Below are 12,885 nucleotides of genomic sequence, written 5' to 3'. Positions count from 1 at the left end.
TCCCAGCAATCACGTGAATCTGATCTGATCTAGCGGGGCGGCTCGCGCAACAGGAACGCCGGAACGTGTTCGCCCTTGCCGAAAGGCTGGTTGTCGTCGGGCATTGCGTCACCGTAATCGCCCGATCCGCCATGGCCATGCCGAGTACGTTGCGCAGGCTTGCTGTCACGGGCGCTACGCTGCGGCTGCGACCGTCTGCGCGGCGAACGGCCGCGCTGTCCGACGGGCGGCAGTTCCGCGTCGTGTTTTGTCTCGACGCTTGCTTCCGCAGCTTCCGTGGTGTCCACGGCTTCTGCGGATTCTTCGATTTCCGGGAGTTCTTCTTCCCCGTCCGCCGTATCGACCGTCGTTTCCGCGGCGACCCGGCTGCCGAGTTCCATTACCGGAATCGGTTTGCCGAGCATCTTGTGAATTGAATCGAGATAGCGGTTGTCTTCGCGCGTCGCGAGCGTGATGGCGCGGCCGGACCGGCCGGCGCGCCCCGTGCGGCCGATCCGGTGTATGTAGTCTTCCGCATGGGTCGGTACATCGAAATTGAAGACATGCCCCATGGAGGGAATGTCGAGTCCCCGGGCGGCGACATCCGAACATACAAGAAACGTGATTTCGCCGCCTTTGAACTGCGCCAGCGTTTTCGTGCGGCTGAACTGGTCCATATCGCCATGCAGGGCGCCGGCATTCAGCCCATGGCGCTGCAGCGAGCGCTGCAACACGCCGATGTCACGTTTGCGATTGCAGAAAATGATGGCGCTTTCCGCGCCTTCGGATTTGATGAGGCTGCGCAGGACATCGCGTTTGTCCTTCGTCTGGCATCGGATGACGGACTGTTGCACGGTCTGGGCCGCGCTGGCCGGCGGGTCGACGGATACTTCCTTCGGATTCATCAGGAACTTGGACGACAGCCGCCGGATTTCATTCGGCATCGTTGCCGAGAAGAACAGTGTCTGGCGGATCTTGGGCAGCAGCCCGACGATTTTTTCCACATCCGGCATGAAGCCCATGTCGAGCATGCGGTCGGCTTCGTCGATCACCAGGGTCTTGACGTCGCGCAACAGGATCTTGCCGCGTTCTGCATGGTCCAGCAGGCGGCCCGGTGTCGCGATAAGGACATCGACGCCCCGGTCGAGCGCCTTGTTCTGTTCGTCGAAGGAAACGCCCCCGATCAGCAATGCCATCGTCAGCTTGTGATACTTGCCATAGGTCACGAACTGCTCGGCGACCTGCGCCGCCAGTTCGCGGGTGGGTTCCAGGATCAGCGAGCGCGGCATCCGCGCCCGGGCGCGTCCCTCCGCCAGTATCTCGATCATGGGAAGGGTAAAGGAGGCCGTCTTGCCGGTGCCGGTCTGGGCGCAGCCCAGCAGGTCCCGGTTCATCAGCACATAAGGAATCGCCTGAGCCTGAATCGGCGTCGGCGTATCATATCCGGCATCCGCAACCGCACGCAGGATATCGTCACTAAGTCCAAGGTCGGAAAATTTCATACAGTCTTTATTTGGTAATGGTTATGGGCGATCCATCCGGATCGTCTAATGTGCGGGGGATCGTAGGAGGTTACCCCTCCATGTCAACATAAATGCGCTCGATTCGCCGCTTCGTTCCGTTCAATATGGTGCGAAAGGCCGAAATTTAAAGGGATATGCCGATTTGGCGTCACAATTACCACTTTTGCTGGTCCCGGAACTTTTATGCAACGAAATTTTGTGGTCTCACCAAATTCGCTATCTCAATGACATCGCCGATGTGACGGTTGTCGATACCCTGCGGGGCTGATCCGCGGCATTCGCACGCAATACCGTCAAACGTCCAGATCCGTCACGAAAGGCGCATTCTGCTGGATATAGTTGAAGCGGCTTTCCGGTTTGCGGCCCATCAGGGCTTCGACGAATTTTGCCGTGTCGCGGGCGGCGACAGCCTGTTCCGGGTCCAGTTTGCGCGGTACCTGGACCTGCAGCAGGGTGCGCTTCGTCGGGTCCATGGTCGTTTCGCGCAATTGCGCCGGCGGCATTTCGCCCAGCCCCTTGAAACGGCTGACCTCGATCTTGCCCCGGCCGGAGAAACCGGATTCCATCAGCTCGTCCTTGTGTGCGTCGTCGCGGGCATAGAGCGATGTCGCTCCCTGTGTCAGACGGTAGAGCGGCGGCAGGGCGAGGAACAGGTGGCCGCTCTCGATCAATCCCGGCAGTTCGCGGTAGAAAAAAGTCATCAGCAGGGCGGCGATATGGGCGCCGTCGACATCGGCGTCGGTCATGATGATCACGCGCTCATAGCGCAGCTTCTCCACGTCGAAATCGCCCCGTGACCCGCAGCCCAGCGCCTGCAGCAGGTCGCGCAGTTCCTGATTGCCCGCCAGCTTGTCGGCGGTCGCGCTGGCGACATTCAGGATCTTGCCTCGCAGCGGCAGGATCGCCTGGGTTTCGCGGATTCGCGCCTGTTTGGCCGAGCCGCCGGCGGAATCGCCTTCGACCAGAAAGATTTCCGTGCCTTCCGACGTGCTGCGGGTGCAGTCGGTCAGTTTGCCGGGCAGCCGCAATTTGCGTGTGGCGGATTTGCGGCCAAGGTCCTTCGCGGCGCGGCGGCTTTGGCGGTCCTCGGCGCGCTCCAGCACGTGTTCCAGCAGGTCGGTTGCGGCGCCCGGATCGTTCGCCAGCCACAGGTCGAAATGATCCTTGACCGCGCCCTCGACCAGCCGGGCGGCCTCCGGCGAGGACAGCTTCTCCTTGGTCTGGCCCTGGAATTGCGGATTCCGGACGAAGACCGACAGCATGGCGCAGGCGCCGCCGATAATGTCCTCGGCGGTAATGCGCGCGGCCTTCTTGTTGCCGGTCATTTCACCATAGGCGCGAAGGCTGCGGGCCAGCGCCGTGCGGAAGCCCGCCTCGTGGCTGCCGCCCTGCGGGGTGGGAACCGTGTTGCAATACGAGGAAACGAAGCCGTCCTGGTCCATCGGCCAGCAGATCGCCCATTCAACCTTGCCGCCCTCGTCATCGGCGGCGACCCGGCCGGTGAAGGCGGTGGGGGTCATGGTCGGCCGCGCGGCGACGGTGGAGGTCAGGAAATCAGACAATCCGCCTGGAAAGTGCAGTATGTCCGTCGGTGGTGTCTTGTCGTCGCCGCGCAAATGTTTCGGATCGCAGGTCCAGCGGATCTCAACGCCGCGGAACAGATAGGCTTTCGACCGCGCCATGCGGTACAGCCGGCTGGCCCGGAAGCCCGCGGCTTCGCCGAATATTTCGGGGTCCGGATGGAAGGTGACGGTCGTGCCGCGGCGGTTCTGGACGGCGCCTTCGTCGCGCAGCCTGCCGGTCGGCGCGCCCCGTGAAAAGGACTGGACATAGAGTTTGCGGTCGCGCGCGACTTCCACATCGAGCCGGTCCGACAGGGCGTTGACCACCGATATCCCGACACCGTGCAACCCGCCCGACGTCTGATAGGCGTCGCCGGAAAACTTGCCGCCGGAATGCAGCGTGGTCATGATGACTTCCAGCGCCGATTTGTCCCTGAACTTCGGATGCGGGTCGATCGGGATGCCGCGCCCGTTATCGGTGACGGCAAGCGAACCGTCGTCCAGCAGGGTCACGTCGATGCGGCTGGCATGCCCGGCAACGGCTTCGTCCATCGCATTGTCGAGGACTTCGGCGGCGAGGTGATGCAGCGCCGATTCATCCGTGCCGCCGATATACATGCCGGGCCGCCGGCGCACCGGCTCCAGCCCTTCGAGGACTTCGATATCCTTGGCCGAATAGGATGTGTTGCGGCTGCTTGCCGTATTCTGGAACAGGTCTGCCATGTTGCCATTATAGATTCTGAACCTGTGGAGGCAAGCTCATAGGGTAGCTGAACGGCCGATGAGGCCAATATATGGTAGATGGTCGCCGGAGTCCGTGAAGCCGCCGCGCGGATCATGGATTATTGGCGAGTTCCTTGCGGCAAAAGGTCTTGACCCAGCGGTCCTCGGTCACGAATTGCGGGAATTCCTCCCAGTATCCTTCGAAACTGGTGACCGAACCGCCGCGGAAATGGCCGTTGCGGATATGCGCCATGATATGCCGGACCGTGAAGGTATCGCCATGCCGCCGGCAGATATACCAGGCGCCGATGCCGTCGAAATCGAACTGGACGTCGACCTTGATTGAGCGCGAGCCTTCCTCGCGCTGATAGCAGCGGAAATCGACGGGACCCCCGTCCGGGTCGCGCGGATCGTAGAGCGCGAAAACATAGACATCGGCCTGCGCGACGAGACGGCGGATTTCCGTCGCGATCAGGTCTTCCATGACATGTTTCAGATCGGTGGCTTGTTTGTGCATTACATGGTTCCTGATTTCAGAAACATAATATTAAAAAATTATACATGAAGCAAAACAAAACGTAGAAAAATTTTTATTTAAAGATAGGAAAAATATACAGAGCATAAGTGTAATTAAACTCCGGTAATGGAAATTTATTACACATGTTTAATCTGTAAATATTAATACTACGAGATTAATTTACTTATCCTGGATGTAGAAAGAGAAACTCTTCCCGAGACTGCGAGGCGGTAAAATCGTGGAAAGCGACTTTGGGAGACTGGCGCGTTACATGAACCTGGCCGTTGCCTGATCGCGCTGTTGCCGGTGAACGCCGGAAGCATTATGCGGACAAGTGGGATGTGGCGGCGCCGGACGGCACGGTGCCGGGCACCCGTGTCCTGCTGCATCCGCATGAGGACGAGCAGCCGTTTACCCGGTCGCCGCCAGGGGTGTCCGTTCCGGCCGGGGTCGACCGGGTGACCGTGCGGGCGCACGACCTGGTGCATGGTTACGGCGGGGCGGAGATGCTGGTGCCGCTACCCTGACGCGGCCCTGCACCGAACGGGATGGAACGGCGTGAAAAAACCCCCGACGGACGATGCCGTCGGGGGTGTTCCCGATTTTACGAAACGGTATCCGGTCCGCGATCAGACGGAGTAGTACATGTCGAATTCGACCGGATGCGGGGTCATGTCCAGACGCTGAACGTCTTCCATCTTCAGGGCGATATAGGAGTCGATCTGGTCGTCCGTGAACACGTCGCCCTTTTTCAGGAATTCGCGATCCGCACTCAGGGCTTCCAGCGCCATCTGCAGCGAGTGGCAGACGGTGGGGATATCGGCCAGTTCTTCGGGCGGCAGGTCATACAGATCCTTGTCCATCGGATCGCCCGGGTTGATCTTGTTCTGGATGCCGTCGAGGCCGGCCATCAGCATCGCGGTGAAGCCGAGATACGGGTTGGCGGACGGATCCGGGAACCGAACCTCGACGCGCTTGCCGTTCGGGCTCGCGACATAGGGGATACGGCAGGACGCGGAGCGGTTACGGGCGGAATAGGCCAGCAGGACCGGCGCTTCGAAATGCGGGACGAGGCGCTTGTAGCTGTTCGTCGTCGGGTTGGTGAAGGCGTTGATCGCACGGGCATGTTTCATGATGCCGCCGATATAGTGCAGACAGGTTTCCGACAGGTCGGCATACTGCGACCCGGCGAACGTGTTCTTGCCGTCCTTCCAGATCGACTGGTGGCAATGCATGCCGGACCCGTTGTCGCCGACGATCGGCTTGGGCATGAAGGTTGCGGTCTTGCCATAGGAATGCGCGACCATGTGGGTGACATATTTGTAGATCTGGATTTCGTCCGCAGCGCGCGTCATCGTGTTGAACCGCAGGCCCAGTTCGTGCTGCGACGGCGCCACTTCGTGATGGTGCTTTTCCATCTTCAGGCCCATCTCGGCCATCACGGTGACCATCTCGGCGCGCAGGTCGTTCGCGGAGTCGACCGGCGGTACCGGGAAATAGCCGCCCTTGGCCCGCGGGCGATGGCCCGTATTGCCTTCGTCGTAAACTTTCCCCGTATTGTAGGGGCCTTCTTCGGAATCGATGGCGTAGGACATGCTGTGCTGCTGCGTGCTGTAGCGCACGTCATCGAATATGAAGAATTCGGCTTCCGGGCCGAAATAGATGGTGTCGCCGATGCCGGTGGATTTCAGGTAGGCTTCGCCGCGGCGGGCGGTGGAACGCGGGTCGCGGTCATAGGGCTGGCCGGAGAGCGGTTCGAAAATGTCGCAATAAACGATCAGCATCGGCTGCGCCGCGAACGGATCCATGACCGCGGTGGATGCGTCGGGGATCAGCGTCATGTCGGACTCGTTGATCGCGCGCCAGCCGGCGATGGAGGAACCGTCGAACATGACGCCATCGGTGAAGGCTTCCTCGGTCATTTCATGGGCGCACATGCCAAGATGCTGCCACTTGCCGCGCGGGTCCGTGAAACGGAGGTCCACAAAAGCGACGTCGTTTTCCTCGATCATTTTCAAGGCATTCTTAATATCGGACATTATTGACTTTCCTATTCCCTTGGTTCCAGAAATTGCGGGTCTTGACGGGTTTTTTTATCGTTGACTGCCGGGTGGCGGCGGACTCAGACGGCGTCCGTGCCGCGTTCGCCGGTACGAATGCGGATTGCTTCCTCTACGGTGGAAACAAAAATCTTGCCGTCGCCGATCCGGCCGGTTTTGGCGGCCGTCTGGATGGCTTCCACGGCGCGCTCGGCCAGGGCGTCGTCGATGACGACCTCGATTTTCACCTTCGGCAGGAAATCGACGACATATTCGGCGCCGCGATACAGTTCCGTATGCCCCTTTTGCCGACCAAAGCCCTTGGCCTCGGTCACCGTGATACCCTGGATACCGACCTCCTGGAGGGCTTCCTTCACCTCGTCGAGCTTGAACGGCTTGATGATCGCTTCGATCTTCTTCATTTCCGTATCGTTTCCTTCAATGAATTTCCCGGCAGCGACTATCCCCCCGCTGCATGATGTCGCGCCTAATAAAGCACAGCCTGTGCCAACCCGACCGATACCGCGCCAAAATTTGGTTCTGCATCGGTTTACATGGGATCGGGAGCGCATGCTGCGAATTTTTTGCCGACTGACTACATTATTAGCCTATTTTTTCATCTTTATGGAGCCTAATTTTTAGGCGTTCTATCGCGCCTGGAGCCAGACCCGGATACGCTGCAGGGCCTCGCGGATATTTTCGACGCTGTTGGCGTATGAAAATCTCAGGAAGCCTTCGCCGTATTCGCCGAAGCTGGTGCCGGCCACCGTGGCGACGCCGGTTTCGGTCAGCAACCCGTCCTGCGCCTGGCGCGCCGTGAGGCCCGTGCCGCCGATATTCGGGAAGGCGTAAAAGGCGCCGCCGGGATTCACGCAATGGAATCCGGGAATGTTGTTCAGTTCCTCGACAATGATCTTCCGGCGTTCGTCGAATGCCTTTACCATGTCATGCACGGCATCCTGCGGCCCGGTCAGCGCCGCCAGCCCGGCGAACTGGGTGGGCGCGTTGACGCAGGAATGGCAGTTGATCGCCAGTCGCGTGGCGGATTCTGCCAGCTCCGTCGGCCAGACGGCGTAACCCAGCCGCCAGCCGGTCATGGCATAGGTTTTCGACCAGCCGTCCAGCAGGATAACCCGGTCGCGGATCGATTCATACGTCATCAGGCTGACATGCCGCCGGCCGTCATAAAGCATCTGGCTGTAGATTTCATCGGACAGGATCACGATGTCCGGATGGGCTTCCAGCCCCGCAACCAGCTTGTCCAGTTCGCCCGTGTCCAGCACGCCGCCGGTCGGATTGGCGGGGCTGTTCAGGATGATCATCTTCGTGCGCGGCGTGATCAGCGACAGCAGTTCGTCGGCGCTGAACGAAAATTCGTTTTCCTCGCGCAGCGGAATGGGAATGGCGCGCGCGCCGGAATATTCGATGACCGAACGGTAGATCGGGAATCCGGGGTCCGGGTACAGGATATCGACCCCGGCCCCGCCGAACATCAGGATGCTGAAAAACATGGTCACCTTGCCGCCGGGCACGACGACGACATTGTCCGGGTTCACCGCGACGCCGTTGCGTTTCTCGAAATCGGCGGCGACCGCTTCGCGCAGCGGCAGGATGCCGTTGGCGGGCGTATAGCCGTGATGCCCGTCGCGCAACGCCTTGATGGCGGCCTCGACAATGTGGTCCGGCGTTTTGAAATCCGGCTGGCCGATGCCCAGATTGATGATGCTTTTGCCCTGGGCTTCCAGTTTTGCGGCGCGGGCCAGGACCTCGAAGGCGGATTCGGTACCGAGGCGGCTCATGCTTTCGGCCATCTGCAACATGGCGATCTTCCCTGCTGATTAAATACCGGGCAGACTCATGCGCGACCGGCGCCGGTTTGTCCAGTATCCGCGTGCAAACGAGGCGCGCTCGGCGCTTGACGCGCCGGGGGCAGGGGACTAAATCAGGCCCCATTCGTGGTGGCTGTAGCTCAGTTGGTTAGAGCACTAGATTGTGGATCTAGGGGTCGTGGGTTCAATTCCCATCAGCCACCCCATTTTCCTTGCGCTGCGATTGAATCTTGCCCGGGGCCGGTTCTATAATCGGCTCAACAACCAACAATAACGGGCTTCACGATGACCAAAACGATGACCAAATTCGAAATTATCCCGATCGAGGGGGCCCTCGGGGCCGAGATCAAGTGCGACGACGTCCGCCTGCTGGACGAGGACGACCGCAAGGCCGTTCGCCAGGCCTGGCTCGATAACATCGTGCTGTTGTTCCGGGGCCAGCACCTCACCAATCCCGAGTTCGTTGAGTTTGGCAAGATTTTCGGCACGCCGCAGATCGGCGCCACCACGGCCTATTACAAAGAACGAATTCGCGAGGGAGCCGATCATCGGGAATGTCCCGAGGTTCGCGTGGTTTCCAACGTCAAGGACGCGAACGGCAAGAAGATCGGCGTGCTGGGCGACGGTGAATGCATCTGGCACACGGACGCCTCGTTCTCGCCCATTCCCTACGACGCGAGCATCCTGATGGCGATGGAAATTCCCGATACCTGGGGCGGCAATACCGGGTTCCTGAACATGTACGCGGCGCTGGGCGAGTTGCCGGGCGCGCTTCGGGAAAAGATCGAGGGCCGCACCATCAAGTGCGACGACACCCGTACCAGCGCCGGGGAAATCCGGTCGGATGCACCGCCGGTGACGGATGTTTCGTGTTCGCCGGGGCCGATCCATCCGATCATCCGCACCCATCCCGAGACGAAATACAATGCGCTCTATCTGGGGCGCCGGCCGCTCGGCTACATCAACGGCTATTCGGTGGCGGAGTCCGAAGAGTTGTTGGACCGCCTGTTCGAGCACACCGAGCACGAACGGTTCAGCTGGCATCACGCGTGGCGGGTCGGCGACATCGTCATCTGGGACAACCGCTGCGCCATGCATCACCGCGATCCGTTCGATCCGAACGCGCGGCGCATCATGCACCGGCTGCAAACGGCAGGCACCAAGCCGTTCTACGATCCGAAGGGATCGCGCGCGGAAGCGCACCCGCGCGGCCGGTGACTCTGCTCTAACAGGCTGCTAAAAAACGAGATTTCATGATTGACCTCGTGCTTCGAGACGCTGCGCTCCTCAGCATGAGGTCAATCGTTTCAATGCCTGCCTCACCCTGAGGGCGAGCGTCTCGAAGGGCGAGGCAAGGCACCCAAGGCGTTTTTCAGTAGCCTGCTAGATGTTCGTGCCGTATTTCTTGGAAATGAAGTCCTTCAGGAACGTCTTGACCTCGGGCGAGATGTCGATCGCGGCCATGTAGTTTTTCCTGGCGTCTTCGCCGAAGTAGACCGGGTAGTTGCCGAACGTCTTGCCCGCCGTTTTCAGGAAATCCTTGTCCGTCATGATCTTCTTCGCCGCCCCGACGTAAACGTCGAGGATCGCTTTCGGCGTCTTCGGGGGCAGGGCGAAGCCGTTCGTCGCCATGGCCGCCATGGTGTAGAGGTTCTTGTAAGCCTCCCACAGAATTCCCGAGGGCATCTTGCCGCCGTTCACGGCCTTATAGGCGTCGACGATGGTCGGTATATCGGGGTAGCTCGGATCGCGCACGATATTGCCGCTTTTATCGGTGAAGCCCAGAGTCATCAGGGGGACGAGCTTGCCCGCTTTCACGTATTTCGTAATGCGTTTTTGATAGACCAGGCCGGTTTCGTGATTGACGTTGAGCTCGCCGCGCAAGGTCGCCTTGCGCCGTCCGCCCGTCGACAGGCCGAACACCGGTTTTACGTTCTTAATGCCGAGCAGTTCGAAAGCGAGAAAATCGGTCAAGCCGCTCGAGGCCGGCGTTTTGGTGCCCTCGATGACTTGGATGTTCCGAAGCGCGGTAATATCGTCGTGGATGTTCTTACCTTTGACCCCGGTTTCCGGACGCGCGAGCACCACCCATCCCTGCGGTGAGTTCAGGATATATTCCCATTGCCGCATATCGTATTTGACCTTGTCGCCGCCCATCACGAAATTCGTCTGATTTGAGATCGCGACGCCCAGATAGATCGACCCGTCGGGCTTGGCGTTGCTCTGGAACCAATTGTTCGCGCGAATGCTGCCGCCGCCCGGCATGTTGCGCACGAGGATCGTCGGTTGGCCGGGAAGGTATTTTGAAAAGTACGGTGCGAAGAGGCGCGTGAAGTTATCCATGCCGCCGCCTTCCTTAAACGGCACGAGGGCGGTGATTTTCTTTCCCGAAAAATCGACCGCAAAAGCGGAAGAAGAATTGAGGAACGCGCTTGCGGCAAAAGCGATCATCGCAACGACGCCAATCGATTTCAGGCAACGCACGGCCGTGTTTGCCTCCCGTTTAGGTAAGAACATTGAAGCACCCCTTGTTTGTTATGTGTTTGACGGTTGTCATTCGTTTTATGAATTATCATGTATAAATTATGGCCGCCTGTATTTCAATGCCAGCCGTTTTATTTCCCGTATCGCGCCCCGTTGAAAAATTTTTAGAACGAAACACGAGAAGCGGTCAGCGTCCGTCGGACGCCCGCTCTTTATCTTCCCGAGGGTGTGAAAAACGGTTTTGTTTTTGTGAGCGAGACGATCATCCGGGACCATGCCGACGGGAACGGCCCTGAATGGCCCGGCCGCGATTATCGGCATCCGAGGATAATCTCCGGAGCCATCGTCTGCGCGGAAAGAACCGGTGTACGGTTTTAATAGCTGCTGCCGGTCACGTATTCGCGCAGTTGATTTTCCTCGGCCTTGATCCTGAAGCCGGTTTTTCACCACGTCGCCGATGGAAATAAAGCCGATCTCGCCGGTCGGTGCGAGAAATGCCGAGGCAAGCGGTAGGAATTCTAAGGTTTGCGAACAGCTTTCGGGTACGATGTTTCTTTTAGAAGCATCACGAGTCGATGCACACATTCCTTCAACGTAAGGGAGCGGGTCAACTCCACCACTTTCCTTTGGGCGGCAACCTTTTCAGCGATGACCCATTCGGTGCCGTTCAACATCGTGAGCTTGCCGTAGTTCGGGTGTTGGAGAACGAGAAGGTCGACGACTTCCTTGATGTGGGGTGTCGTAAGCTCCTCTGTCGAGAGCCCGCGGTGCGTTATGCCGTCCGTGGCGTCACGGGTTTCATGTGCTTGAGAGTAAGTCCAATCATAATCATCGAAGATAAGGCGGCCATCCTTGCGCAAAAGCTTGTCCACCATGAAAAAGGCCGCGCCATCGATCGTCCAGTTCTTCGGCCCGTCGATGATGCATAGATCGTAGCACTCTTCGCAGGCATTATCCTTCGTTTGACTTGCGATCTTGTCATGCAGGAACCAGTTGTAGCCGGACTCCATGCGGTAAATTTCTACATAACGTTCTAGGCCAAATTGCTGCACGAGTTCTTCAGCCGAAGGCATGAACATATCCGCGGCCTCGAGCAAATCTACGCCGGTTACCGTGCCTCGTTTCAATTCGTCAAGGGCGGCTGCGATATAGCAGATGGCGGCCCCGTGGCCGATCCCCAATTCAAGAACGTCCTGAATCTTCTTTTCAATGATGAGCTCGTAAATGTAACGTGCATTTTGCTCGGTGATGAAGGGAATGTGGCCGATAAGATCGTGAATTTTTTCGAAATTCATCTCATCCTCCTTCTATTTCTTTCTCGGATAATTTATTTGCGTCGTGTTTATGTAGCTGTTGACGCGTGTTTTCTCGTCCGGGCAACAGTCCTAATAATTGATTTAGCGATTTATTTGGATTTCCATGTCGCACAAAAAGAGCGTCGCAAAACACAAGAATGTTCTTATTTAGTTTATCGGCGTCGGCGAATCCGTCGTTATCGACTGCCGAAATTGGCGCTTTGCATTGGTTGTAGACTCCGTGCAGGTAATAGCCGAAGGAATCTAGGTAGTCTCGAAAGTCCCAGAGGGACGGCATTTTGCGCCACCCCGGTGCATCGAAACCGGCTTCAACCTGGATCATATTGATGCTTCCGGAACGGATGGAGTTCTCGGCGCCTTTCACGACATCGAAGTCATGTCCTTCCGCATCGATTTTCAGAAGGGCTATCGAGTCAATGCCGAGTTTATCTACCATTGAATCGACAGTCGTTATGTCGATCTCTTCGGTTTTGTCGTAATCCGACCATTCAGGATAGAGGGAACTGAGCACGCTTTGATCGTTTAGATACATTATTTGTTTGCCGACCTCGGTCCCCAGAGCGAGATTCATCGGGATGACGTTGGATAGTTTCGATGTTTCCTTAACCAGCAACCGGTATGTCTCGGTCACGGGCTCGAAAGCGTAAATTTTCGGTGATGGCAGGTGGTTCATAAGACGGGAAACCGTCCGCCCGTCATTGGCGCCTACATCGAAAATGATATCCTTTGAGGACCATTGGCGGAGGCTCTCGATTGCTTCATAAAGGTGTAAGTCGTAATCGACATATCCGCCGATCCGCTTCGCAAATTTTTTACCCATCCGGCGCGCCGTCATCACGGCTCGCATTGAGAGCGTTAGGTCGTGCATGGTATATCTCCGTTACCGATTTAAGTTTTTCATCCGCTAAGTATC

At 58.3% G+C, this 12,885-nt stretch carries 11 protein-coding genes and 1 tRNA gene; 3 read left to right on the top strand and 9 right to left on the bottom strand.

Going from position 1 to position 12,885, the window contains the following annotated elements; genetic code table 11:
• Positions 1-29: 29 nt before the first annotated feature.
• The 3 genes from WD767_16710 to WD767_16700 all read right to left on the bottom strand — a co-directional run bounded on the left by WD767_16710 (position 30) and on the right by WD767_16700 (position 4,304).
• Positions 30-1,481: a DEAD/DEAH box helicase gene (locus tag WD767_16710; protein ID MEX2617732.1), complete on the bottom strand. Its 1,452-nt coding sequence runs from the start codon at positions 1,479-1,481 to the stop codon at positions 30-32.
• 314 nt (positions 1,482-1,795) lie between these two features.
• Positions 1,796-3,787: a DNA topoisomerase IV subunit B gene (gene parE / locus WD767_16705; protein ID MEX2617731.1), complete on the bottom strand. Its 1,992-nt coding sequence runs from the start codon at positions 3,785-3,787 to the stop codon at positions 1,796-1,798.
• A gap of 112 nt (positions 3,788-3,899) precedes the next feature.
• A complete protein-coding gene (locus WD767_16700; protein ID MEX2617730.1) occupies positions 3,900-4,304 on the bottom strand; it encodes a hypothetical protein in 405 nt (134 codons plus the stop codon).
• Positions 4,305-4,588: 284 nt separating this feature from the next.
• Here WD767_16700 and WD767_16695 point away from each other — a divergent pair, with 284 nt between their 5' ends.
• Positions 4,589-4,831, top strand: a complete 243-nt coding sequence (locus WD767_16695; GenBank protein MEX2617729.1) for a hypothetical protein — start codon at positions 4,589-4,591, stop codon at positions 4,829-4,831.
• 102 nt (positions 4,832-4,933) lie between these two features.
• Here WD767_16695 and glnA read toward each other — a convergent pair whose 3' ends face one another.
• The 3 genes from glnA to WD767_16680 form a co-directional block, all read right to left on the bottom strand.
• The gene (glnA, locus tag WD767_16690; protein ID MEX2617728.1) at positions 4,934-6,343 is read right to left on the bottom strand and encodes a type I glutamate--ammonia ligase; all 1,410 of its coding nucleotides are present in this window, start codon (positions 6,341-6,343) and stop codon (positions 4,934-4,936) included.
• A gap of 83 nt (positions 6,344-6,426) precedes the next feature.
• Positions 6,427-6,765, bottom strand: a complete 339-nt coding sequence (locus WD767_16685; GenBank protein ID MEX2617727.1) for a P-II family nitrogen regulator — start codon at positions 6,763-6,765, stop codon at positions 6,427-6,429.
• 225 nt (positions 6,766-6,990) lie between these two features.
• Positions 6,991-8,163, bottom strand: a complete 1,173-nt coding sequence (locus WD767_16680; GenBank protein ID MEX2617726.1) for a pyridoxal phosphate-dependent aminotransferase — start codon at positions 8,161-8,163, stop codon at positions 6,991-6,993.
• Between the two features lie 138 nt (positions 8,164-8,301).
• On the opposite strand from WD767_16680, the gene WD767_16675 reads away from it, so the two are divergent.
• Positions 8,302-8,378, top strand: a tRNA-His gene (locus WD767_16675).
• Between the two features lie 91 nt (positions 8,379-8,469).
• Complete coding sequence (locus tag WD767_16670; protein MEX2617725.1) at positions 8,470-9,390, top strand: TauD/TfdA family dioxygenase; 921 nt, start codon at positions 8,470-8,472, stop codon at positions 9,388-9,390.
• Between the two features lie 165 nt (positions 9,391-9,555).
• On the opposite strand, the gene WD767_16665 is transcribed toward WD767_16670, so the two are convergent.
• The 3 genes from WD767_16665 to WD767_16655 form a co-directional block, all read right to left on the bottom strand.
• On the bottom strand, positions 9,556-10,656 hold the full coding sequence (locus tag WD767_16665) for a hypothetical protein (GenBank protein MEX2617724.1): 1,101 nt from the start codon (positions 10,654-10,656) through the stop codon (positions 9,556-9,558).
• A gap of 518 nt (positions 10,657-11,174) precedes the next feature.
• Positions 11,175-11,951: a class I SAM-dependent methyltransferase gene (locus tag WD767_16660; protein MEX2617723.1), complete on the bottom strand. Its 777-nt coding sequence runs from the start codon at positions 11,949-11,951 to the stop codon at positions 11,175-11,177.
• A gap of 1 nt (position 11,952) precedes the next feature.
• Positions 11,953-12,840: an FkbM family methyltransferase gene (locus WD767_16655; protein MEX2617722.1), complete on the bottom strand. Its 888-nt coding sequence runs from the start codon at positions 12,838-12,840 to the stop codon at positions 11,953-11,955.
• Positions 12,841-12,885 lie beyond the last annotated feature (45 nt).

The organism is Alphaproteobacteria bacterium, assembly GCA_040905865.1.
Classification (GTDB): Bacteria; Pseudomonadota; Alphaproteobacteria; order UBA8366.
Note: the sequence above shows the minus strand (reverse complement) of the source record. Positions and strands in the feature narration are given on the sequence as shown.

Coding starts and splice junctions, on each gene's coding strand:
- glnA (MEX2617728.1), bottom strand. CDS start 6,343: ATGTCCGATATTAAGAATGCCTTGAAAATGATCGAGGAAAACGACGTC.
- WD767_16660 (MEX2617723.1), bottom strand. CDS start 11,951: ATGAATTTCGAAAAAATTCACGATCTTATCGGCCACATTCCCTTCATC.
- WD767_16700 (MEX2617730.1), bottom strand. CDS start 4,304: ATGCACAAACAAGCCACCGATCTGAAACATGTCATGGAAGACCTGATC.
- WD767_16670 (MEX2617725.1), top strand. CDS start 8,470: ATGACCAAATTCGAAATTATCCCGATCGAGGGGGCCCTCGGGGCCGAG.
- WD767_16710 (MEX2617732.1), bottom strand. CDS start 1,481: ATGAAATTTTCCGACCTTGGACTTAGTGACGATATCCTGCGTGCGGTT.
- WD767_16685 (MEX2617727.1), bottom strand. CDS start 6,765: ATGAAGAAGATCGAAGCGATCATCAAGCCGTTCAAGCTCGACGAGGTG.
- WD767_16680 (MEX2617726.1), bottom strand. CDS start 8,163: ATGTTGCAGATGGCCGAAAGCATGAGCCGCCTCGGTACCGAATCCGCC.
- WD767_16655 (MEX2617722.1), bottom strand. CDS start 12,840: ATGCACGACCTAACGCTCTCAATGCGAGCCGTGATGACGGCGCGCCGG.
- parE (MEX2617731.1), bottom strand. CDS start 3,787: ATGGCAGACCTGTTCCAGAATACGGCAAGCAGCCGCAACACATCCTAT.